Annotated in this window: 22 protein-coding genes and 2 pseudogenes; 14 read left to right on the top strand and 10 right to left on the bottom strand. The window is 63.6% G+C overall.

Features of this window, described 5'->3' with window-relative positions; all coding sequences use genetic code 11:
- The first annotated feature begins 81 nt into the window (after window positions 1–81).
- Window positions 82–759, top strand: a complete 678-nt coding sequence (locus tag ACQKQA_RS20675) for a TetR/AcrR family transcriptional regulator (RefSeq protein ID WP_427561667.1) — start codon at window positions 82–84, stop codon at window positions 757–759.
- A 74-nt stretch (window positions 760–833) separates the two neighbouring features.
- Here the strand turns inward: ACQKQA_RS20675 and ACQKQA_RS20670 are convergent, their stop codons facing one another.
- Window positions 834–1,688: a shikimate dehydrogenase gene (locus ACQKQA_RS20670; protein WP_427561664.1), complete on the bottom strand. Its 855-nt coding sequence runs from the start codon at window positions 1,686–1,688 to the stop codon at window positions 834–836.
- The gene (gene aroQ, locus ACQKQA_RS20665; protein ID WP_427561662.1) at window positions 1,685–2,134 is read right to left on the bottom strand and encodes a type II 3-dehydroquinate dehydratase; all 450 of its coding nucleotides are present in this window, start codon (window positions 2,132–2,134) and stop codon (window positions 1,685–1,687) included. The genes ACQKQA_RS20670 and aroQ overlap by 4 nt, the downstream gene beginning before the upstream one ends.
- A 320-nt stretch (window positions 2,135–2,454) precedes the next feature.
- Here aroQ and ACQKQA_RS20660 point away from each other — a divergent pair.
- Window positions 2,455–2,884, top strand: a pseudogene (locus tag ACQKQA_RS20660) (DUF4160 domain-containing protein).
- Entirely contained in the window at window positions 2,881–3,327 is a 447-nt protein-coding gene (locus ACQKQA_RS20655) for a DUF2442 domain-containing protein (protein WP_427561660.1), read from the top strand. Before ACQKQA_RS20660 ends, ACQKQA_RS20655 begins: the two are co-directional and overlap by 4 nt.
- A 54-nt stretch (window positions 3,328–3,381) precedes the next feature.
- Here ACQKQA_RS20655 and trmA read toward each other — a convergent pair whose 3' ends face one another.
- Complete coding sequence (gene trmA, locus ACQKQA_RS20650) at window positions 3,382–4,461, bottom strand: tRNA (uridine(54)-C5)-methyltransferase TrmA (protein ID WP_427561658.1); 1,080 nt, start codon at window positions 4,459–4,461, stop codon at window positions 3,382–3,384.
- Window positions 4,458–5,750 carry an NCS2 family permease gene (locus tag ACQKQA_RS20645; protein ID WP_427561655.1) on the bottom strand — a complete coding sequence of 431 codons (1,293 nt, stop codon included), beginning with the start codon at window positions 5,748–5,750 and terminating at the stop codon, window positions 4,458–4,460. Before ACQKQA_RS20645 ends, trmA begins: the two co-directional genes overlap by 4 nt.
- 204 nt (window positions 5,751–5,954) lie before the next feature.
- Between ACQKQA_RS20645 and ACQKQA_RS20640 the strand changes: the two genes are divergently transcribed.
- Window positions 5,955–6,404 carry a DUF4879 domain-containing protein gene (locus tag ACQKQA_RS20640; RefSeq protein ID WP_427561652.1) on the top strand — a complete coding sequence of 150 codons (450 nt, stop codon included), beginning with the start codon at window positions 5,955–5,957 and terminating at the stop codon, window positions 6,402–6,404.
- A 69-nt stretch (window positions 6,405–6,473) separates the two neighbouring features.
- Window positions 6,474–7,025: a DJ-1 family glyoxalase III gene (locus ACQKQA_RS20635; RefSeq protein WP_427561649.1), complete on the top strand. Its 552-nt coding sequence runs from the start codon at window positions 6,474–6,476 to the stop codon at window positions 7,023–7,025.
- A 3-nt stretch (window positions 7,026–7,028) separates the two neighbouring features.
- Here the strand turns inward: ACQKQA_RS20635 and ACQKQA_RS20630 are convergent, their stop codons facing one another.
- The 3 genes from ACQKQA_RS20630 to ACQKQA_RS20620 all read right to left on the bottom strand — a co-directional run bounded on the left by ACQKQA_RS20630 (window position 7,029) and on the right by ACQKQA_RS20620 (window position 8,960).
- The gene (locus tag ACQKQA_RS20630; protein ID WP_427561647.1) at window positions 7,029–7,319 is read right to left on the bottom strand and encodes a HigA family addiction module antitoxin; all 291 of its coding nucleotides are present in this window, start codon (window positions 7,317–7,319) and stop codon (window positions 7,029–7,031) included.
- Window positions 7,320–7,334: 15 nt separating this feature from the next.
- Window positions 7,335–7,613 (bottom strand): type II toxin-antitoxin system RelE/ParE family toxin, encoded by a 279-nt coding sequence (locus ACQKQA_RS20625; protein ID WP_427561644.1) that lies wholly within the window; start codon window positions 7,611–7,613, stop codon window positions 7,335–7,337.
- A 108-nt stretch (window positions 7,614–7,721) separates the two neighbouring features.
- Window positions 7,722–8,960 carry an MFS transporter gene (locus tag ACQKQA_RS20620; protein WP_427561641.1) on the bottom strand — a complete coding sequence of 413 codons (1,239 nt, stop codon included), beginning with the start codon at window positions 8,958–8,960 and terminating at the stop codon, window positions 7,722–7,724.
- Between the two features lie 518 nt (window positions 8,961–9,478).
- Between ACQKQA_RS20620 and ACQKQA_RS20615 the strand changes: the two genes are divergently transcribed.
- The 3 genes from ACQKQA_RS20615 (at window position 9,479) to ACQKQA_RS20605 (ending at window position 12,186) form a co-directional block, all read left to right on the top strand.
- Window positions 9,479–10,915: a cytochrome ubiquinol oxidase subunit I gene (locus ACQKQA_RS20615; RefSeq protein WP_427561638.1), complete on the top strand. Its 1,437-nt coding sequence runs from the start codon at window positions 9,479–9,481 to the stop codon at window positions 10,913–10,915.
- Between the two features lie 3 nt (window positions 10,916–10,918).
- A complete protein-coding gene (cydB, locus tag ACQKQA_RS20610; RefSeq protein WP_427561635.1) occupies window positions 10,919–11,926 on the top strand; it encodes a cytochrome d ubiquinol oxidase subunit II in 1,008 nt (335 codons plus the stop codon).
- Between the two features lie 92 nt (window positions 11,927–12,018).
- Complete coding sequence (locus tag ACQKQA_RS20605; RefSeq protein WP_068801194.1) at window positions 12,019–12,186, top strand: DUF2474 domain-containing protein; 168 nt, start codon at window positions 12,019–12,021, stop codon at window positions 12,184–12,186.
- Between the two features lie 107 nt (window positions 12,187–12,293).
- Here ACQKQA_RS20605 and ACQKQA_RS20600 read toward each other — a convergent pair whose 3' ends face one another.
- On the bottom strand, window positions 12,294–13,418 hold the full coding sequence (locus tag ACQKQA_RS20600; protein WP_427561632.1) for a methyltransferase: 1,125 nt from the start codon (window positions 13,416–13,418) through the stop codon (window positions 12,294–12,296).
- Between the two features lie 226 nt (window positions 13,419–13,644).
- Here ACQKQA_RS20600 and ACQKQA_RS20595 point away from each other — a divergent pair, with 226 nt between their 5' ends.
- On the top strand, window positions 13,645–14,421 hold the full coding sequence (locus tag ACQKQA_RS20595) for a ferredoxin--NADP reductase (protein ID WP_427561629.1): 777 nt from the start codon (window positions 13,645–13,647) through the stop codon (window positions 14,419–14,421).
- 59 nt (window positions 14,422–14,480) lie between these two features.
- Here ACQKQA_RS20595 and mscL read toward each other — a convergent pair whose 3' ends face one another.
- Entirely contained in the window at window positions 14,481–14,885 is a 405-nt protein-coding gene (gene mscL, locus ACQKQA_RS20590; RefSeq protein WP_427561626.1) for a large-conductance mechanosensitive channel protein MscL, read from the bottom strand.
- Between the two features lie 291 nt (window positions 14,886–15,176).
- Between mscL and katB the strand changes: the two genes are divergently transcribed.
- The 4 genes from katB to ACQKQA_RS20570 all read left to right on the top strand — a co-directional run bounded on the left by katB (window position 15,177) and on the right by ACQKQA_RS20570 (window position 19,636).
- On the top strand, window positions 15,177–16,718 hold the full coding sequence (gene katB / locus ACQKQA_RS20585; protein WP_427561623.1) for a catalase KatB: 1,542 nt from the start codon (window positions 15,177–15,179) through the stop codon (window positions 16,716–16,718).
- 185 nt (window positions 16,719–16,903) lie between these two features.
- On the top strand, window positions 16,904–17,452 hold the full coding sequence (locus tag ACQKQA_RS20580) for an ankyrin repeat domain-containing protein (protein WP_427561620.1): 549 nt from the start codon (window positions 16,904–16,906) through the stop codon (window positions 17,450–17,452).
- A 46-nt stretch (window positions 17,453–17,498) separates the two neighbouring features.
- On the top strand, window positions 17,499–18,866 hold the full coding sequence (gene radA, locus ACQKQA_RS20575; protein WP_427561617.1) for a DNA repair protein RadA: 1,368 nt from the start codon (window positions 17,499–17,501) through the stop codon (window positions 18,864–18,866).
- 29 nt (window positions 18,867–18,895) lie between these two features.
- Complete coding sequence (locus tag ACQKQA_RS20570) at window positions 18,896–19,636, top strand: hypothetical protein (protein WP_427561614.1); 741 nt, start codon at window positions 18,896–18,898, stop codon at window positions 19,634–19,636.
- 24 nt (window positions 19,637–19,660) lie between these two features.
- On the opposite strand, the gene ACQKQA_RS20565 is transcribed toward ACQKQA_RS20570, so the two are convergent.
- Complete coding sequence (locus ACQKQA_RS20565) at window positions 19,661–20,029, bottom strand: PilZ domain-containing protein (RefSeq protein WP_427561611.1); 369 nt, start codon at window positions 20,027–20,029, stop codon at window positions 19,661–19,663.
- Between the two features lie 285 nt (window positions 20,030–20,314).
- On the opposite strand from ACQKQA_RS20565, the pseudogene ACQKQA_RS20560 reads away from it, so the two are divergent.
- A pseudogene (locus tag ACQKQA_RS20560) lies at window positions 20,315–20,487 on the top strand (carbon starvation CstA family protein); the annotation flags it as partial.

Below are 20,487 nucleotides of genomic sequence, written 5' to 3'. Positions count from 1 at the left end.
AGGGCCGCCATCTTGCTTTCTTTCGCCGCGCGAGGCGGCCCATAATCGCCCGCGTGTGCAGAGATGGCCGTGAGCCTAAGAATGACAATGACCTCAGAACTCTCCGTAGCGCCGGAGCAGCCCGTAATCGAGCCGCGCAAGAGTCGCAAGAACAACCCGGAAAAGACCCGCGAGAACATTCTTCAAGAAGCCATTGTCGAGTTCGTGCAGCAAGGTCTGTCCGGGGCCCGGGTGGATGCCATCGCCGAGCGCATCCACACCTCCAAGCGCATGATCTATTACTACTTCGGCAGCAAGGAGCAGCTGTACGTCGAGGTGCTGGAGAAGCTCTACGGCGATATCCGCAGCACCGAAAGCCGCCTGCACCTGGCGGAGCTGGCGCCGCGGGAGGGGATTCGCCGGCTGGTGGAGTTCACCTTCGACCACCATGATCGCAATGTCGATTTCGTGCGCATCGTCAGCATCGAGAACATCCACAACGCCGAGTACGTGAAGCGCTCCGGTGCGATCAAGGCGATGAACAACACCATCCTGCATGCCCTGGGCGAGATCCTGCGGCGCGGTGCCGACGAGGGCGTGTTTCGCGCCGGCCTGGACCCGCTGGATGTGCACCTGCTGATCAGCTCGTTCTGCTTCTACCGCGTCTCCAACCGCCACACCTTTGGCGAGATCTTCCAGATCGACCTGCCCGACGAGGCGATCAAGCAGCGTCACCGCGAGATGATCTGCGAGTCGGTGTTGCGCTACCTGCAAGCTTGAGATTCATCGTGAGCAAATCCCGCTCCTGTCAGTGGGCATAACCCTGTAGGAGCGAGCTTGCTCGCGATTGCCTGTCAGCCTTTCATGCTCTGGAAATGCGCCAGCATGCGCTGGGCATCCGGCGCCACGCCGCTGAACAGTTCGAACGCCTTCACCGCCTGGAACACCGCCATGTTGCCGCCGTCCAGGGTGCGGCAGCCGAGGGCGCGGGCGTTGCGCAGCAGCTCGGTCTCCAGGGGGAAGTAGACGATCTCCGCCACCCACAATTCGCCGCGCAGCAGCTCGACCGGCACCGGCATGCCCGGCAGCTTGGCCATGCCCATGGGGGTGGTGTTCACCAGGCCGTCGGCGGTGTCCAGGGTGGCGGGTAAGTCGAGGCCGGCCTTGGCCCGGCCCGGGCCGAAATGCTGGCTGAGGTTGTCCGCCAGGCTTTGGGCGCGGGCGCTGTCCACGTCGAAGATACTCAGTTGCCGCACACCTTCGCTGAGCAGTGCATGGGCCACCGCCGCGCCGGCCCCACCGGCGCCCATCTGCACCACCCGTTCCAGGGCGACACCGGGCAAGCCACGGCGTAAACCCTCGGCAAAACCCAGGCAGTCGGTGTTGTGGCCGATGCGCTTGCCATCCTTGAGCACCACGGTGTTCACCGCGCCGATGCCCCGGGCTTCGGGCGACAGTTCGTCGAGCAGCGGAATGATGCTCTGCTTGCACGGGAAGGTGATGTTCAGCCCGGTGAAGTGCATGCGTTCGGCGGCCAGCAGCAGGTCGGACAGGGCTCTGCTGTCGAGTTGCAGCTGGTCGAGGTCGATCAGCCGGTACAGGTAGCGCAGGCCCTGGGCATCGCCTTCATGCTCATGCAGCGCCGGGGTGCGCGAGGCCTGGATGCCGGCGCCGATCAGCCCGGCCAGTACGGTGTTTCGCTGGGTCATGCCTGGGCTCCTGACAGGTGCTGGGCGAAATGCGCCAGCGCCAGGTGGTAGCCGTGGCTGCCGAAGCCGCACATTACCGCCAGGGCAACGCTCGAGACAAAGGAATGATGACGGAAGGGTTCGCGGGCATGGACGTTCGACAGATGCACTTCGATCACCGGCAGTTCGCTGGCCACCAGGGCATCGCGGATCGCCACCGAGGTGTGGGTCCAGGCGGCCGGGTTGATCAGGATCCCGGCACAGCGCCCGCGGGCACCGTGAATCCAGTCCAGCAACTCGCCTTCGTGGTTGGTCTGGCGAAACTCCACGGCCAGGCCGAATTCCGCGGCGGCATGGCCGCATAGGGCAGAAATGTCCGCCAGGGTTTCGCGGCCATAGGTCGCGGGTTCGCGGGTGCCGAGCAGGTTCAGGTTCGGGCCGTTGAGCACCAGAACGATAGGGGGCATCAGAGGGATCTCCATTGTTTTTATGGGCGTGGCCTGGAAAGCCCGCGTGGCGAATAAATTGTACCAACTAGTTAATTTGGTCAATTGACGGCGGGAGAGTTGTCGCCAGAAGTTGCAATCAGTGTTCGATGATCGAACGGAGTCCCTGGCATGCCTATGCCCCATTCCGCTGCGCAAGAATTGCTTACGACTTGCCTGCCGCAGCCTGAGTCTTCCGGCGATCTTCGCACCTAACCTGATATTCGGGGGCCGACAGGTCGAAAGCGCCGATGGTCGGAATCAGCGGTGTATCGAATTAAAAACCTAACGGATGGGTTAGCATGAAAGTGTTCGCTTACAAGGGATTGGCCGTGGTGATCATGTTGCGCGACGAGCATTGCCCGCCGCATGTGCATGTGGACGGGGGGGCGATGGAGCGCTCGCTTCACCTTCAGTTTCTGGCACGGCGGGGTCGAGCTGTGGGATGTGGTCCCGGCAGGGCGGGGGCCACCGTTGGCGATGCTGGAGGGGGTGCGGCAGGCGTTGAGGCAGCCCGGGCATTTGCAGCAGGCGCGCCGTATCTGGTGGCGCGGTTTGCGCACGGTGTTCCTTGATCGCCAATTGTGGGACTGGCAGGCGGACGCGGTGGTAGAGAAATCCAGTGCCGGGCGTCAGGTCTATCTGATCGAGTCGGCGTGTTACGTGAGTGAGCAGAACAGAACCCGGTTGCTGCTGGCGGGGGCGCCGGACGGGGTGGAGATCGAGTTGTGAAAATCATCAAGGCTAAAGCGCCGACTGTCGAAGCATTGACAGAGGCTGCGCTGGAACAGGCCATTGTGCGGGGCGAGTCGCGCTGCCGGTCGGGCCTGCAGGCTGCCACGCTGAGCTATCAGGAGCCTTGCCTGGCGATTGGTTTCGCCGACGGTACGGCGATCCTGTTACCGGTGCAGCACTACCCTGAGTTCGAGGATTTTTCGCCCGAGGAGCTGCACCAACTGGAACTGGGTTTTGCCGGAACGGCCATCTGCCATGAGGGGCGAGATCTCCAGGTGTCCATCGCCGGGCTGATCTCGGCCAGCCAGCCGTTGATGGATATGGCGGCGCAGGTAGTCGCCTCGCGCAACGGTAGTCGGAGCAGCGAGGCCAAGGCCCAGGCGGCCCGGCTCAACGGCAAGAAGGGCGGGCGTCCGCGCAAGGTGCAGGCGCTGTCGTGAGCAGAGACAAAACAGCCGTCGCGAGGACGGCTGTGGGTGTTGCGCGAGCAGCACTTAACGCCGGGTCAGCAACACCCCGGATTCCATGTGGTGGGTCCACGGGAACTGGTCGAACAGCGCGCAGCGGGTGATACGGTGGGTGTCGTGCAACTGGGCGATGTTGGCCGCCAGGGTTTCCGGGTTGCAGGAGATGTACAGGATGTTGTCGAAGCGCCGGGTCAGCTCGCAGGTGTCCGGGTCCATGCCGGCGCGCGGCGGGTCGACGAACACGCTGCCGAACTCGTAGCTCTTCAGGTCCACGCCTTGCAGGCGGCGGAACGGACGCACTTCGTTCAGGGCTTCGGTCAGCTCTTCGGCGGACAGGCGCACCAGGCTGACGTTATCCACCGCGTTTTCGCTGAGGTTGCTCAAGGCCGCGTTGACCGAGGTCTTGCTGATCTCGGTGGCCAGTACCTTGCGCACCCGGGTGGCCAGGGGCAGGGTGAAGTTGCCGTTGCCGCAGTACAGCTCCAGCAGGTCGTCCGAGCGCTCGCCTAGGGCTTCATAGGCCCAGTTGAGCATCTTCTGGTTGACGGTGCCGTTGGGCTGGGTGAAGGCGCCTTCGGGCTGGCGATAGCTGAAGGTGCGACCGCCGACTTCGAGCTTCTCCACCACGTAGTCGTGGCCGATGACTTCGCGCTTGCCCTTGGAGCGGCCGATGACGCTGACGTTCAGGTCGGCTGCCAGCTTGCTCGCCGCGGCGTGCCAGTGCTCGTCCAGCGGACGGTGGTAGCACAGGGTGATCATCGCGTCGCCGGCCAGGGTGGTCAGGAACTCGACCTGGAACAGCTTGTGGCTCAAGGGCGCGCTGGCCTGCCAGGCGGCCTTGAGCTGCGGCATCAACTGGTTGATGCGCAGGCTGGCGATGGGGAATTCCTCGATCAGGATCGGCGTGCGCTTGTCTTCCTGGGAAAACATCGCGTAGTGCCGCTCGCCGGCCTCGCGCCACAGGCGAAATTCCGCGCGCAGGCGGAAGTTCTGCAACGGCGAGTCGAAGACCTGGGGCTCGGGCGCATCGAAGGGGGCCAGCAGGTCACGCAAGCGCGTGACCTTGTCTTGCAGTTGTGCGGCGTAGGAGGGGGCGTCAAAAGTCATGCGGGGTAACCGAGCTTGATCACGAACAGGATCGACAGGATCACCATTGGCGCGTTCAGCTCACGGGCACGGCCCGACAGCAGCTTGATCACGGTCCAGGCGATAAAGCCGAAGGCGATGCCGTTGGCGATGGAATAGGTGAACGGCATGGCCAGGGCGGTGACCACCACGGGAGCGGCGACGGTGATGTCTTCCCAGTCGATTTCCGCCAGACCCGAGGTCATCAGCACGGCGACGAACAGCAGGGCCGGTGCAGTGGCGAAGGCCGGAACGCTGGCCGCCAGTGGCGAGAAGAACAGCGCCAGGAGGAACAGGATGGCCACGACGATGGCGGTCAGGCCGGTGCGGCCGCCGGCGCTCACGCCTGCCGCGGATTCGATGTAGCTGGTGGTGGTCGAGGTGCCCAGCAGGGAACCGGCCATGGCCGCGGTGCTATCGGCGATCAGGGCCCGGCCCATTTTCGGCATGTGGCCGTCCTTGCCCATCAGGCCGGCGCGCTTGGCGACGCCGATCAGGGTGCCGGAGTTGTCGAACAGGTCGACGAACAGGAAGGCGAAGATCACGCTGACCAGGCCGATGTCCAGCGCGCCCTTGATGTCCAGTTGCAGGAAAGTCGGGGCCAGCGAAGGCGGTATCGAGGTCACGCCGCCGAACGGGGTGAAGCCCAGGGCGATGGAGACGATGGTCACCGCGAGGATACCGATCAGCACCGCGCCGCGCACTTTCAAGGCCTCCAGGGCGACGATCAGGGCAAAGCCCAGGGCCGCGAGGATAGGTGCCGGTTTGCTCAGGTCGCCGAGGCCCACCAGGGTCGACGGGTTGCCGACCACGATCTGCGCGTTATGCAGGGCGATCAGCGCCAGGAACAGGCCGATACCGGCGGCAATCGCCGAACGCAGCGGCAGCGGGATGCTGTTGATGATCCATTCGCGGATCTTGAAGATCGACAGCAGGAAGAAGCACACGGCCGAAATGAACACCGCGCCCAGCGCCACTTGCCAGGTATGGCCCATGTGCAGGACCACGGTGTAGGTGAAGAAGGCGTTCAGGCCCATGCCTGGTGCCAGGGCGATCGGGTAGTTGGCGATCAGGCCCATCACGGTCGAGCCGATGGCGGCCGCCAGGCAGGTGGCGACGAACACCGCGCCCTTGTCCATGCCGGTCTCGCCGAGGATGCTCGGGTTGACGAAGAGAATGTAGGCCATGGCCAGGAAGGTTGTGAGGCCCGCAAGAATCTCGGTCCGCACGTTGGTGTTGTGTGCCTTGAGTTGAAACAGCCTTTCCAGCATGTCTGCTCCCCGTGGCGCGCAGGGCGCCGTGAATGTATCGACCCGAACAGCAAAGCACAGACTGCCTGGAGGCGTCCGAGGATTTTGTGCGGGCCGGAAAAAGCCGCGCATCATACCAGCAGCGTAAGGCTATGGCTGCGATCGTCGGCGATGTTTTGCCCGAGTGGCGACTGGGGCATACTGCGCCGACGTTTTGGGGGACTTATGCACAGCACGATAAAAGCGATGACCCTGGCTGTAGTGGCCAGCACCCTGTGGCTGGCAGCCGCGCCGGCCATGGCCCGTTCCGCCCCGCCCTTGAGCCAGGTGGAGATCCTCAAGGTCGAGTCGCCTGCCTGCGGCCTGGAGGATGTGTCCGACGGGCGCGACAAGACCGCCTGCGATCACAGTGGCCCGAACATCAAGGTGTATGTGCTGGAAATCGGCTACGGCCGCCAGCCCCGGGTGGCGCTGGACGGCTTCGAAGTCAACGGCACGCGCGCGCCGGTCTGCGAGGAAGGCTCCAGCCTGGTGCCGTGCGGCAACTCCGGGATCACCGTCGGCTACATCTATACCTTCGACCTGGCCGGCAAGCAGGAAGGCACCTTCACCTTCAGCAACACCTCGCTCAATGCGCCGGGCAACAGCATGAGCGCGCAGATCTATATCAAGTGAGGGCATGGCCGAACGCGAGGGGCGGGAAAGCTGACTAAGCTTTTAATGACCCTTTCGCGGACACAGCCTATGACCTTTAGAGCCCTGATCGCCCTCGCCGAGGGCGTCGACGACCTGCAAACCGTGACCCTGATCGATGTGTTGCGCCGCGCTGGAATCGCCGTGCTGGTGGCCAGTATCGAGGGGCGACGCATGCTCACCTGCGCCCGCGGCACCCGCATGACCGCCGACGGCATGCTGGTGGATGTGCTGGCCCAGCATTTCGACCTGATCGTGCTGCCCGGCGGCGCCGTCGGCGCGCAGCACCTGGCGGCCCATCAAGCCCTGATGCGACTGGTCACGGACCAGGCCGCGGCGGGACGGCTGTTCGCCGGCATCGCCGAAGCCCCGGCGCTGGTCCTGCAGGGTTACGGGGTATTGCACCAGCGACGCGTGACCTGCCTGCCCGGCGCCAGCTCGCATTTGCAGGGCTGTACCTATGTCGACCAGCCAGTGGTGGTGGATGGCAACTGCATTACCGGCCAAGGTTCGAGGGATGCGCTGGTGTTTGCCCTGACCCTGGTGGAGCAACTGTGTGGCCAGGGCAAGCGGGCGGCGGTGGCGGGGGAGTTGCTGGTTTAGCGATCAGCAGAGATGCGCGGCAATCGGCTCGATGACCGGTTGCAAATCTTGTTCGGTGTGCCAGATATCGTAGTCAGCCTGTACCGCCAGCCAGACCTTGGCTTTGCCTATTCCGGCGCGTTCCAGCCTTACCGCCAGTTCCGGCCGGATCGGCGCATGGCCGTTCAGGACCTTGGAGAGATGGGGGCGGGCGTAGCCAAGATGCCTGGCCAGTTCCGTCACGCTGATTCCCAGTTCGGGCAATACATCCACACGCAGTGTTTCACCGGGGTGGGGCGGGTTGTGCATGGGCATGATCCTGCCTCCTGTTCAGTGGTAGTCCAGATAGTCGATCAGCTCGATATCCGAACCCGTAAAACGAAAAATCACTCGCCAATTGCCCGATACGGTCAGTGACCAGTATCCGCGACGCTCGCCCTTGAGCAGGTGCAATCGCCATCCCGGAAGGTCGAGATCGTCAGGCTCTGTCGCGTGATCCATGAAAGGCAGCATACGCGCCAGGCGCCTCGCATGATCGGCCCGGATCCCTCGGGTCGATCCCGTTTCATAGAAGGCTTTGAGGCCTTTGTGCTGAAAGGATTTGATCATGGGATGAGTGTAAGGCGATACATTACACTCATCCCACCGGATATGTATTGCAGCACGTGAACCGGACGATCAACGGCGGCGTCCCGCGCGGTTCATATTGGCCTTCAATCAGGCCTTGGCTTCTTCCACCGGTACATGCATGCGGTCGCGATTGGCCAAGGTCGGGAACAGTTTTATCCACACCCCGGTCACCAGCAGGGTGCCGACCCCGCCCAGGACCACCGCCGGCACGGTGCCGAACCAGTGGGCGGTGAGCCCGGACTCGAACTCCCCCAGTTGGTTGGAAGCACCGATGAACAGGCCGTTCACCGCGCTGACCCGGCCGCGCATTTCGTCCGGGGTTTCCAGCTGCACGAAGGAGGCGCGGATCACCATGCTGATCATGTCCGCCGCGCCCAGTACCACCAGCACCGCGAGGGAGAACCAGAACGAGGTCGACAGGCCGAAGGCGATGGTGGCGACGCCGAACACGCCGACGGCGGTGAACATCACCCGGCCGACATGGCGGTCGACGGCAAACCGCGCCAGCCACAGCGACATCAGCAAGGCCCCCACCGCCGGCGCCGAACGCAGCAGGCCCAGGCCCCAGGCGCCGGTGAGCAGGATGTCCTTGGCGAACACCGGCAGCAGGGCGGTGGCGCCACCCAACAGCACGGCGAACAGGTCCAGGGAAATCGCTCCGAGGATGTCCGGCCGGCTGCGGATGAAGCGCACCCCCGCCAGCAGCGAGTCCAGGGTCGCCTTGCCCTTGTTCAGCGGCGTCTGCCGCGCGGGCAGGTTGAGCATCAGGCAGCAGGCGATCACGTACAGCAGTACGGTCGGCCCATAGACCCACACGCTGCCAAAGGCATAGAGCAGGCCGCCGAGGGCCGGCGCGACGATGGTCGCCGACTGCTGGGCCGACTGGGCGGCCGCCACCGCGCGGGGGAACAACAGGCTGGGCACGATGCTTGGCAGCAGCGCCTGGGTGGTCGGCATCTCGAAGGAGCGGGCGCCCCCCAGCAAGAAGGCGAGGACGAAGATCATTTCCCGGGTGACGCTGTCCGTCAGGCTGCCGATGGCCAGCGAGAGGGCGATCAGCGCCTGCAGCGATTGGCAGATGGCCGCCACCTTGCGCCGGTCATAACGGTCCGCCACATGCCCGGTGTGCAGCATGAACAGCACCCGTGGCGCGAACTCCACCAACCCCACCAGGCCGAGGTCGAGCACGTTGCCGGTCAGTTGGTAGAGGTTCCAGCCGATGGCCACGGTGAGCATCTGAAAGCCGCTGGCGGTGAAGATCCGCGCGAGCCAGAAAGCAATGAACGGACGGTGATGGCGAAGCAGCAGAGGGTCTTGGCTTGGCATCTGAGGGCAGGTCTGAGCGGGGAATAGGGCGAGATTATCACCAAGATGTAACCAATAGTTGCGGTCTCCGGAAAAATCGTTAGCCCTGCATCTATCTCTTTTGCTCGGTGCAATGTGCAAGGCTCAACCCTTGTAGCCGCTGCCGCAGACTGCGATCGGCCCGAAGGGCCGCGGCCCTTACCCGATCGCCCCTGCTCCTGCGGACTTTTCGCCGTCCGCGGCCGCGGCCACAGGCGTGTAAAAAATCCCGGAAAACCCCGGTTTTGAGAGGGTGAGGCAAGCTGTCACGCGGCAAATGACCACACAGTTGCGCAGCAAAAATAGGACTACTCTTTCAACGTTGCTTGATCCAGATCAAAACCTTTTCCCAAGGTTGGGTCTGGCGGCCAGATGGCCAGACTCCCTGCGTCGCGATGGTTTAGAAGAACGAATTCGAATTCGCCGAGCTCCATGTCCGTGGGGGCAGTAGGCGCAGGCCTCAAGGCCCGCAGCCGGTATTACCTGACAGAGGAAAGCTTATGTTCGGTTTGGAGGCGCTAGATCTCGCCCGAATCCAGTTCGCGTTCACTATCTCGTTCCACATTCTGTTCCCTGCCATCACCATTGGTCTGGCGAGCTACCTCGCGGTGCTCGAAGGTTTGTGGCTCAAGACCCGCGACGACACCTACCGTGACCTGTACCACTTCTGGTCGAAGATCTTCGCCGTCAACTTCGGGATGGGGGTGGTCTCGGGCCTGGTCATGGCCTATCAGTTCGGCACCAACTGGAGCCGCTTCTCCGACTTTGCCGGCTCCATCACCGGGCCGCTGCTGACGTACGAAGTGCTCACGGCGTTCTTCCTTGAAGCCGGTTTCCTTGGCGTGATGCTGTTCGGCTGGAACAGGGTCGGCCGCAAGTTGCACTTCTTCGCGACCGTGATGGTGGCCATCGGCACGCTGATCTCGACCTTCTGGATTCTCTCGTCCAACAGCTGGATGCAGACCCCACAGGGCTACGAAATCGTCAATGGCCAGGTGGTTCCGGTGGACTGGCTGGCGGTGGTGTTCAATCCGTCGTTCCCCTACCGCCTGGCGCATATGGCCACCGCGGCCTTTGTCGCGACCGCCTTCTTCGTCGGCTCGTCCGCCGCCTGGCACCTGCTGCGCGGGCGGGACAACCCGGCCATTCGCCGCATGTTGTCGATGGCGATGTGGATGGCCCTGATCGTCGCGCCGATCCAGGCCGTGATCGGCGATTTCCACGGCCTCAACACCCTCAAGCACCAGCCGGCGAAAATCGCCGCGATCGAAGGTCACTGGGAAAACGTCGGCAACGAGCCGACCCCGCTGATCCTGTTCGGCTGGCCCGACATGAAGGCAGAAAAGACCAAGTTCGCCGTCGAGATTCCGTATCTGGGCAGCATCATCCTCACCCACTCCCTGGACAAGCAGGTGCCGGCGCTCAAGGAGTTCCCGCCGGAAGACCGGCCGAACTCGACCATCGTGTTCTGGTCGTTCCGGATCATGGTCGGCCTGGGCATGCTGATGATCTTCACCGGCCTGTGGAGCCTGTGGCTGCGCAAGCGTGAGCGCATCTACCAGAACCGTGCCTTCCTGCACCTGGTGCTGTGGATGGGCCCGTCCGGCCTGATCGCGATCCTCGCCGGCTGGTTCACCACCGAGATCGGCCGCCAGCCGTGGGTGGTCTACGGGTTGATGCGGACCGCGGATGGCGCGTCCGGGCACAGCCTGCTGCAGATGAGCATCACCCTGGCGCTGTTCGTCGTGGTGTATTTCTCGCTGTTCGGCGTCGGTATCGGCTACATGATGCGCCTGGTGCGCAAGGGGCCGAAGACCAACGAGGGCGCGGAAGTCAGCCATGGCGGCCCTGGCCAGAAACGCACGCCGGCCCGTCCGCTCTCGGCCGCCGACGACGATGCCGAAGACAACGGCACCAGCCTGAACAAGGGGAACTGAGTCATGGGTATCGATCTTCCGCTGCTCTGGGCCGTGATTATCATCTTCGGCATCATGATGTACGTGGTCATGGACGGGTTCGACCTGGGGATCGGGATTCTCTTCCCGTTCGTCAAGGACTCCGGCGACCGTGACGTGATGATGAACACTGTCGCCCCGGTCTGGGACGGCAACGAAACCTGGCTGGTCCTGGGCGGTGCCGCGCTGTTCGGCGCCTTCCCGCTGGCCTATTCGGTGGTGCTCTCGGCGCTGTACCTGCCGCTGATCCTGATGCTGGTCGGCCTGATCTTCCGAGGCGTGGCCTTCGAGTTCCGCTTCAAGGCCAAGGAAGCCAAGCGTCATATCTGGGACAAGGCGTTCATCGGCGGTTCGCTGGCTGCGACCTTCTTCCAGGGCGTGGCGCTGGGGGCCTTCATCGATGGCTTGCCGGTGGTCAACCGCCAGTTCGCCGGCGGTTCCCTGGACTGGCTGACGCCGTTCACCCTGTTCTGCGGCGTCGCGCTGGTGGTGGCCTATGCGTTGCTGGGCTGCACCTGGCTGATCATGAAGACCGAGGGCAAGCTGCAGCAGCAGATGCACGATATCGCTCGGCCCCTGGCCTTCGTGCTGCTGGCCGTGATCGGTATCGTCAGTATCTGGACCCCGCTGGCCCACGCTGAAATCGCCGCGCGCTGGTTCACCCTGCCGAACCTGTTCTGGTTCCTGCCGGTGCCGATCCTGGTGCTGGTGACGATGTACGGTCTGATTAAGGCAGTGGCCCGCAATGCCCACTACACGCCGTTCCTGCTGACCCTGGTGCTGATCTTCCTCGGTTACAGCGGCCTGGGCATCAGCCTGTGGCCGAACATCGTGCCGCCGTCGATCTCGATCTGGGACGCCGCCGCGCCGCCGCAAAGCCAGGGCTTCATGCTGGTGGGCACGCTGTTCATCATCCCGTTCATCCTGGGGTACACCTTCTGGAGCTACTACGTGTTCCGCGGCAAGGTCACCCACGAAGACGGCTACCACTAGTCAAGGCACCGCTCCCTGTGTAGGAGCGACGCTTGCTCGCGATGGCGTCCTGCGTGACGCCATCGCCCCCCTTCCGAAAGGAGCATTCGATGATGGCTGGTAAACACTCTTTGCAGGAAATCGAAGAAGCCGAAAAGAAGCCGCTCTGGCGGCGTCTGGGCTGGCTCGCCGGGATCTGGGCCGGCAGCGTGCTGGCGCTGTTCATCGTCGCCAGCCTGATGCGCATGTTCATGAACGCCGCGGGCCTGACCACCCACTGATTTTCACCACCGCTCATCCCATCCCGTTGCCTTGCGGCACGGTTTTATAACCCTCCTCTGGAGGGTTTTTTTTGGGCTGCGGATACGCCGTTGTCCTGTAGGAGTCGTTACTTGCGGGCCTTGAGGATCACGAACTTGGGCGTTGCGGCCACTTGTTCGACGCCACGGAACAGCCGCGCCAGCTTGCTGTGATAACCCAGGTGGCGGTTGCCGACTATGTACAGCGCACCGCCCACCACCAGGGCTTCGCGGGCCTGCTGGAACATGCGCCAGGCAAGGAAGTCGCCGATCACCTGCTGCTGGTGGAAGGGCGGGTTGCACAGCACCACGTCCAGCGATTGCGGCGCCTGGCCGGCCAGGCCGTCGCCGGCACGGACGTCCACCTCGCGCTCGCCGAGGGTCGCGCGCCAGTTTTCCAGGGCCGATTGCACGGCCATGAAGGACTCGTCCACCAGGGTGTACTGGGCCTCGGGGTTGTCCAGGGCGCTGGCGATGGCCAGTACGCCATTGCCGCAACCCAGGTCCGCGACCCGGGCCTGGCCGAGGTTTTTCGGCAGGTGCGGAAGGAAGGCGCGGGTGCCGATGTCCAGGCCTTCGCGGCAGAACACGTTGGCGTGGTTGAGCAGCTCAATGGCCGGGGCGTCGAGCTTGTAGCGGGTCGGGTAGGGCGAAACCGCCGGGGCTTTCGCTTCGGGCGTGGCGATCAGCAACCGGGCTTTTTTCACCGCCAGCGAGGCTTGCACCGGGCCGATGTAGCGCTCCAGCAGGTCACCGGCCGCCCGGGGCAGGTGTTTGACCATGGCCGCTGCCACCACCTGGGCGCCCGGGGCCAGTTGGCCTTGCAGGCGGATCAACTGTTCTTCCAGCAGGGCCAGGGTCTTGGGCACGCGGATCAGCACGCGATCGAACGGCCCGGTCAGCGGTTCGCTGGCTGGCAGTACCTGCACTGCATCGAAGGGGTGGCCGTTGCGCGCCAGGTTCTTCTCCAGCGCCAGGGCGCCGAGAAACGAATCGCCGCTGCTGCGGACCTGCACGTGCCCGACCAGGCTGGCCGCCAGGGCGCCGAAGCTGTCGTTGAGGATCAGTACCCGGGTGTCCGCCGTCGGTTGCTGCTCGGCCAGGTGGTTGAGCAGGTATTCGTCCGCCGCGTCGAAAGCTTGCAGGGGCTCGTTCTGTTGTTCGGGCTGGCGGATCAGGTCGAGCTGGGCGAAAGGGCTTTCGAGCAGGGGCATGGGACGGACTCTTGGTAATCGGTGAATGTCCCGCCGGCGGGAGGGGCGAAGCGGCAAGGACCCTTCGGGCAGGTGGCGCGCAGGTCACGCAAATCCTGTGCTCGAAGTGCGGGCAATGGTACGTTTTTTTGCGCTCGATTGCCCGTGCTCTATGCCATTACAAACCGCCGGTGTTTCTGCCGCGCGCTTTGCGGGACACTAGGGCATTCGCTTATCGGAGCCTGCCATGACTGCCAGTGCAGAAAAGTTCACGCGCCAGACCTTGCTCGACGTCCAGCCCCTGACTCCCAGCCTGTTTACCCTGCGCGCCACGCGGGACGCGGGATTTCGTTTCCGCTCCGGGCAATTCGCCCGCCTGGGGGTGACCAAGGCCGATGGCAGCACGGTGTGGCGGGCGTATTCCATGGTGTCTTCGCCCTTCGATGAGTTTCTCGAGTTTTTCTCCATCGTCGTGCCCGGCGGCGAGTTCACCAGCGAGCTGAGCCGGCTGGAGGAGGGCGATAGCCTGCTGGTGGACCGGCAAGCGTTCGGTTACCTGACCCTGGACCGTTTCGTCGATGGCCGCGATCTCTGGCTGCTCTCCACCGGGACCGGGATCGCGCCCTTCCTGTCGATCCTGCAGGACTTCGAAGTCTGGGAAAAATTCGAGCGCATCATCCTGGTTTATAGCGTGCGCGAGGCCCGGGAACTGGCGTATCAGCCATTGCTGGCCGAGTTGCGCCAGCGCGACTACCTGGCGGAAGTCGTGCACAAGCTGCAGGTGATCACCACCGTGACCCGGGAGCAGCATCCGGGCAGCCTCAACGGGCGGATCACCCATCTGATCGAGAGCGGTGAGCTGGAGCGCGTCGCTGGCGTACCCCTGACGGCCGAGCATTCGCGGGTGATGCTCTGCGGCAACCCGCAGATGATCGACGACACCCGCGCCCTGCTCAAACAGCGGGACATGCACCTGAGCCTGACCCGGCGCCCCGGGCAGGTGGCGGTGGAAAACTACTGGTAACAAAAACGGCGCCCCCTGCACGTGTTGCAGGGGGCGCCGTTTTCGTTGCGGCATCAGCCTCAGGACTTGTTGTTCTGCGCCTTGAGCAGGTCGCGAATCTCGCCCAGCAGGGCTTCTTCCTTGGTTGGCGCCGCCGGTGCCACGGCTTCTTCGCGCTTCAGGCGGTTGATCGCCTTCACACCCATGAAGATGGCGAAGGCCACGATGACGAAGTCGATCATGCTCTGGATGAACTTGCCGTAGGCCAGCACCACGGCCGGCGTATCGCCGACGGCCGCCTTGAGCGTGATCGCCAGGTCACTGAAATCCACCCCACCGATCAGCAAGCCGATTGGCGGCATCACCACATCGCCGACGAACGACGTAACGATCTTGCCGAAGGCGGCGCCGATGATGATACCGACGGCCATGTCGACCACATTACCTTTGACCGCGAAGGCCTTGAACTCACTTAGCACGCCCATAGGTTATTCCTTGTTACAGATGAGGTTGGTGAACGCAGTGTAATTCAGCAAAACGCGTCTTGCTCGACACAACTGCTTACAGCGTTCGCTGTTATCGACCGAGTGGGCGGCAAATAGTTTACAAAGTGCCATCAATTACTGCGCGCGAAATACCCGCAGTTGCTCTCTCCTGCCAGAACATTTTCTCAATCAGACACTTGAGACCTTTCTATTTAGATTTCGACTCTTGGGTCACTAGCCTCTGAATCGGCGCATCTGGGTGCGTTCAATATAAAACCAGAGGAATAAAACATGACCATGAACATTGGCCTCGGGAGTCTTTCCCAACGACGCGTATTGGGCGTAGTCGCCGCCAGTATGCTTTCTCTTTCCGTACAGGCCGCCACTCTGACCCGCGATAATGGCGCGGCGGTCGGCGATAACCAGAACTCACAGACGGCAGGCGCCACCGGGCCGGTCCTGTTGCAGGATGTGCAGTTGATCCAGAAGCTCCAGCGTTTCGACCGCGAGCGCATTCCAGAGCGGGTGGTGCATGCCCGTGGCACCGGTGCCCATGGTTCCTTCACCGTGACCGACAGCCTGAGCGACCTGACCAAGGCCAAGGTATTCGCCGCTGGCCAAGTGACCCCGGTATTCGTGCGTTTCTCCGCAGTAGTGCATGGCAACCATTCGCCGGAAACCCTGCGCGACCCACGGGGTTTCGCCACCAAGTTCTATACCGCGGAGGGTAACTGGGACCTGGTCGGCAACAACTTCCCGACGTTCTTCATCCGCGATGCGATCAAGTTTCCGGACATGGTTCATGCGTTCAAACCCGATCCACGCACCAACCTGGACGATGATTCCCGTCGTTTCGATTTCTTCTCTCATGTTCCGGAAGCCACCCGGACCCTGACCGAGCTGTATTCCAACTCCGGCACTCCGGCCAGTTACCGGGAAATGGACGGTAATGGCGTGCACGCCTACAAGTTGGTCAACGCCAAGGGCGAGGTTCATTACGTGAAGTTTCACTGGAAGAGCCTGCAGGGCATCAACAACCTCGATCCCAAACAAGTGGTCGAAGTGCAGGGGCGTGACTACAGCCATATGACCAATGACCTGGTCACTCATATCAACCAGGGCGACTTCCCGAAATGGGACCTGTATGTCCAGGTATTGAAACCCCAGGACCTGGCCAAGTTCGATTTCGACCCGCTGGATGCCACCAAGATCTGGCCGGGCGTACCTGAGCGCAAGGTCGGGCAGATGGTGCTCAACCGTAACCCGGGCAACGTGTTCCAGGAAACCGAGCAGGTGGCCATGGCGCCGGCCAACCTGGTGCCGGGCATCGAGCCGTCGGAAGACCGTCTGCTGCAAGGCCGGGTGTTCTCCTATGCCGACACCCAGATGTACCGCCTGGGCGCCAATGCCCTGCAATTGCCGATCAACGCGCCGAAAGTCGCGGTGAACAACGGCAACCAGGACGGCGCGATGAACAGCGGCAGCACCAGCACCGGCGTGAACTACCAGCCGAGCCGCCTGTTGCCGCGTGAAGAGCCGCAAAGCGCGCGTTACAGCCAGCAGGCGCTGTCCGGCAGCACCCAGCAGGCGAAGATCCAGCGCGAGCAGAACTTCAAGCAGGCCGGCGATCTGTATCGCTCGTTCAGCCAGAAGGAGCGTCAGGACCTGATCGAGAGTTTCGGCGGCTCCCTGGCGACCGCCGATGACGAGAGCAAGCACATTCTGCTGTCGTTCCTCTACAAGGCCGACCCTGAGTACGGCACCGGCGTGACCAAGGTGGCCAAGGGCGACCTGGTCCGGGTCAAGGCCCTGGCGGCCAAGCTGTCGGATTGATCCCAACCTGCGTCACGCCTTCGGGCGTGACGCTTCCTTTATTGGTCGGAGCGAGGCTTGCCCGCGATGACTTCGGCCCGGATAACCGCGGTTTCGGAACCTGGCCACCGGCATTGGGGCCGCTGCGCGGCCCATCGCGGGCAAGCCTCGCTCCTACAGGTTTTCTAGGCAAAGGGAGTCGCACCATGCGCCTGTTCATTTCGCTGCTGCTGGCGGCCTGTTCCCTGGGTGTTCATGCGGACCAGGCGGTCCCCACGGACCCCGCGGCGGTCAAGGCCCAGCTCCAGAATTACTACTTCGATGCCGCCCGGCGCGGCGACGTCGAGATGCTCGACACCTTTATCGAGGCCGGTTATGCCCTCGATACCCAGGACGAGAAGGGCTATACCGCGCTGATCCTCGCCGCGTATCACGGCCAGGGCCCGGCGGTGGAGCGTCTGCTGGCTGCCGGGGCCAATGCCTGTGCCCAGGACAAAAGAGGCAATACGGCGCTGATGGGCGCCATTTTCAAGGGCGAGGTGCAGATCGCCCGGCGCTTGCTGGCCACCGACTGCAACCCCGACCAGCGCAACGGCGCCGGCCAGACGGCGGCGATGTATGCCGGGCTGTTCAAGCGGGTGGAACTGCTCGATGCGCTGGCGACCCAGGGCGCCGACCTGAATGCCGAAGATCCGCTGGGCAACAGCGCCACGCGTCTGGCCGGCGGTGAAATCCATACCGCCGCGCCGCGCTGATCCGCTCCAGCTGAGCTATCATCGCGGTTTTTTGCCGGGGGTTCAGATGGCCAAGGCCAAGCGCATGTACGGCTGCACCGAGTGCGGCGCCACCTTTCCCAAATGGGCCGGCCAGTGCGGCGAATGCGGGGCCTGGAACACCCTGACCGAAACCCTGGTGGAAAGCGGCGGCGCCGCGGCCCCCAGCGGTCGCACCGGTTGGGCCGGCCAGCAGGCGCAGATCAAGACCCTGGCCGAGGTCAGCGTCGAAGAGATCCCGCGTTTCTCCACGGCTTCCGGCGAGCTGGACCGGGTGCTCGGCGGTGGCCTGGTGGACGGTTCGGTGGTGTTGATCGGCGGCGACCCGGGGATCGGCAAGTCGACCATTCTGTTGCAGACCTTGTGCAACATCGCCACCCGCATGTCGGCGCTCTACGTCACCGGCGAGGAATCGCAGCAACAGGTGGCGATGCGCGCCCGGCGCCTGGGCCTGCCCCAGGACCAGCTGCGGGTCATGACCGAAACCTGTATCGAGACCATCATCGCCACGGCCCGGCTGGAGAAGCCCAAGGTCATGGTGATCGACTCGATCCAGACCATCTTCACCGAGCAGTTGCAATCGGCCCCGGGCGGCGTGTCCCAGGTGCGCGAGAGCGCGGCGCTGCTGGTGCGATACGCCAAGCAGAGCGGCACGGCGATCTTCCTGGTCGGCCACGTGACCAAGGAGGGCGCGCTGGCCGGGCCGCGGGTCCTCGAGCACATGGTCGACACCGTGCTGTATTTCGAAGGCGAGTCCGATGGCCGCCTGCGCCTGCTGCGGGCGGTGAAGAACCGCTTCGGCGCGGTCAACGAGCTGGGCGTGTTCGGTATGACCGACCGCGGCCTGAAAGAAGTCTCCAACCCTTCGGCGATTTTCCTTACTCGCGCCCAGGAAGAAGTGCCGGGCAGTGTGGTCATGGCCACCTGGGAAGGGACCCGGCCAATGCTGGTGGAGGTCCAGGCGCTGGTGGACGACAGCCACCTGGCCAACCCGCGGCGGGTCACCCTGGGCCTGGACCAGAACCGCCTGTCGATGTTGCTGGCGGTGCTGCACCGCCACGGCGGTATTCCGACCCACGATCAGGACGTGTTCCTCAACGTGGTCGGCGGGGTCAAGGTGCTGGAAACCGCGTCCGACCTGGCGCTGATGGCGGCGGTGATGTCCAGCCTGCGCAACCGGCCCTTGCCCCACGACCTGCTGGTGTTCGGCGAAGTCGGCCTGTCCGGCGAGGTGCGCCCGGTGCCGAGCGGCCAGGAACGCCTCAAGGAGGCGGCCAAGCATGGCTTCAAACGGGCCATCGTGCCCAAGGGCAATGCCCCGAAAGAGCCGCCACAGGGGCTGCGGATCATTGCGGTAAACCGTCTGGAACAGGCGTTGGACGCGCTGTTCGAATAACCCCTTGCACCATTGAAAGGATGCAGTTCATGCGAATGACAGGAGCGGGTCTCGCGGCCCTCGGTTTCACGTTGTTGTGGGGGACTAGCCTGGCTGTGGCCCGCCAGGAAGATGCACCGCAGGGCTACCGGATTGCCCAGGAGCTGCTGGTCGGCGACGGCACGGTGCTCGAGGTGCTGGAAGACCGGCGCATCACCGCGCAATTGCATGCGCAGAGCTGGGGTACCGGCCTGGACGAAGAAACCTTCGACGAATCGTCGGACAGCGAGCACCAGCCGCCGCTGGAGGCCCGGGTACGTCTTGTGTCGGAGGTGGGCGAGGTCCTGGCCGAGGAGTCCCTGGGCTATCCGCTGGCGAAGGTGGAAAAGGCGCCGCTCGGCGGCCTGCCGTACCCGGCGTTTTTCCTGACGGTGGATCAGACGGCTCCGATGGGCACTTACAGCGGCCCGGCCACGCAGATCCTGGCGCCGACCCAAAGCCGGTTGGAGCCGGTTCTGTATCGCACCGAAAAGGGGGAGCAGCGTCCGCTGATCGTGGCCCAGACCGGCAAGGCGGCCTGGCAGATCCTGCCTGCGGCGTCAGGCGCCACCGAGTCGATTGCCCAGGTGTCCACGGCGCCTGCGAGCGAGGGTGAAGGGGAGGGCGAGGACTTCGTGATCACCTACCGAACGTATCGCTGGGTAGATGGGCAATGGACCACCGCCACTCGGCAGCAGCCCGGTTACTGGGATATGGAAAGCGAATTCCCCGAGCCCACGTCATTCCCTTGAGCGGCCGGCGGCAAGGGGCGGCGCTCAGACCTCGAGCAGCGCCCCCAGCTCGCGCTCCAGTTCCTGCGGATCGGCCAGGTTGAGTTCGATCAGCCGGCGCAGATGCTCGATCGACTCCAGGTCTATATGCAGGCAGACGAAACCCAACTGGCCATGATCGTCATGCGCCAGTTGCACGTCCATGCGCACTTCGACGTCGGCGCTCAAATGAATATCGGCTTCGAACGGCTGGCTTTCGTCCCCCAGCCAGGGTTCGGGGCGCTGGATCAGCAGGCCCTTGAGCGAGAGGTCGAGCAGTTGCACGGGCCAGCGGTAAGGACCCTGGCTCAGTTCGGTGCGGGCATCGAAGGCGATGCGTTTGAAACGGCGACGGTCGGAATGGTGTTCGCTCATGGCCAGCCCCTCTGCATGGTGAACTGACTATAGACCCGGGTTTGCCCTCACTGCTACAGCCGGCAGTGCGCCTTGCGAGCGGAGTCACGCTGGTTGTCGTCGGTCAGTGGCGGGCAGAAGGATTCCAGGGGCGGAATCGTTATGGGTACGGCTGCGATCCTGGCGGAACAATGCCAGGAAAATACTGAAATGGAGGCTCTAGACCAATGTGGGGGCTGGTCTTTGGGGCCAGTAGCGCTAAACTCCGAAAGCTGTCTTTCTGTCTACTCTGGCTGGAATAAAAAAATGAAAAATAAGAATAGCCCGCTCCGCCACTTACCCTGGCTGGTGCTGGCAATTGTAGGTGCGTGCGCCCTTGGCGTAGTGGCCCTGCGCCGCGGCGAAGCCATCAACGCCCTCTGGATCGTCGTCGCCGCCGTCGCTATCTACCTGGTTGCCTACCGCTACTACAGCCTGTT

The sequence above is a fragment of the Pseudomonas sp. NPDC089530 genome (genome assembly GCF_050280705.1).
Classification (GTDB): Bacteria; Pseudomonadota; Gammaproteobacteria; order Pseudomonadales; family Pseudomonadaceae; genus Aquipseudomonas.
The sequence above is the reverse complement of the archived record's forward strand: the minus strand, read 5'-3'. Positions and strand labels throughout refer to the sequence as shown.

Coding starts and splice junctions, on each gene's coding strand:
- ACQKQA_RS20675 (WP_427561667.1), top strand. CDS start 82: ATGACAATGACCTCAGAACTCTCCGTAGCGCCGGAGCAGCCCGTAATC.
- ACQKQA_RS20670 (WP_427561664.1), bottom strand. CDS start 1,688: ATGACCCAGCGAAACACCGTACTGGCCGGGCTGATCGGCGCCGGCATC.
- aroQ (WP_427561662.1), bottom strand. CDS start 2,134: ATGCCCCCTATCGTTCTGGTGCTCAACGGCCCGAACCTGAACCTGCTC.
- trmA (WP_427561658.1), bottom strand. CDS start 4,461: ATGACTTTTGACGCCCCCTCCTACGCCGCACAACTGCAAGACAAGGTC.
- ACQKQA_RS20645 (WP_427561655.1), bottom strand. CDS start 5,750: ATGCTGGAAAGGCTGTTTCAACTCAAGGCACACAACACCAACGTGCGG.
- ACQKQA_RS20640 (WP_427561652.1), top strand. CDS start 5,955: ATGCACAGCACGATAAAAGCGATGACCCTGGCTGTAGTGGCCAGCACC.
- ACQKQA_RS20635 (WP_427561649.1), top strand. CDS start 6,474: ATGACCTTTAGAGCCCTGATCGCCCTCGCCGAGGGCGTCGACGACCTG.
- ACQKQA_RS20630 (WP_427561647.1), bottom strand. CDS start 7,319: ATGCCCATGCACAACCCGCCCCACCCCGGTGAAACACTGCGTGTGGAT.
- ACQKQA_RS20625 (WP_427561644.1), bottom strand. CDS start 7,613: ATGATCAAATCCTTTCAGCACAAAGGCCTCAAAGCCTTCTATGAAACG.
- ACQKQA_RS20620 (WP_427561641.1), bottom strand. CDS start 8,960: ATGCCAAGCCAAGACCCTCTGCTGCTTCGCCATCACCGTCCGTTCATT.
- ACQKQA_RS20615 (WP_427561638.1), top strand. CDS start 9,479: ATGTTCGGTTTGGAGGCGCTAGATCTCGCCCGAATCCAGTTCGCGTTC.
- cydB (WP_427561635.1), top strand. CDS start 10,919: ATGGGTATCGATCTTCCGCTGCTCTGGGCCGTGATTATCATCTTCGGC.
- ACQKQA_RS20605 (WP_068801194.1), top strand. CDS start 12,019: ATGGCTGGTAAACACTCTTTGCAGGAAATCGAAGAAGCCGAAAAGAAG.
- ACQKQA_RS20600 (WP_427561632.1), bottom strand. CDS start 13,418: ATGCCCCTGCTCGAAAGCCCTTTCGCCCAGCTCGACCTGATCCGCCAG.
- ACQKQA_RS20595 (WP_427561629.1), top strand. CDS start 13,645: ATGACTGCCAGTGCAGAAAAGTTCACGCGCCAGACCTTGCTCGACGTC.
- mscL (WP_427561626.1), bottom strand. CDS start 14,885: ATGGGCGTGCTAAGTGAGTTCAAGGCCTTCGCGGTCAAAGGTAATGTG.
- katB (WP_427561623.1), top strand. CDS start 15,177: ATGACCATGAACATTGGCCTCGGGAGTCTTTCCCAACGACGCGTATTG.
- ACQKQA_RS20580 (WP_427561620.1), top strand. CDS start 16,904: ATGCGCCTGTTCATTTCGCTGCTGCTGGCGGCCTGTTCCCTGGGTGTT.
- radA (WP_427561617.1), top strand. CDS start 17,499: ATGGCCAAGGCCAAGCGCATGTACGGCTGCACCGAGTGCGGCGCCACC.
- ACQKQA_RS20570 (WP_427561614.1), top strand. CDS start 18,896: ATGCGAATGACAGGAGCGGGTCTCGCGGCCCTCGGTTTCACGTTGTTG.
- ACQKQA_RS20565 (WP_427561611.1), bottom strand. CDS start 20,029: ATGAGCGAACACCATTCCGACCGTCGCCGTTTCAAACGCATCGCCTTC.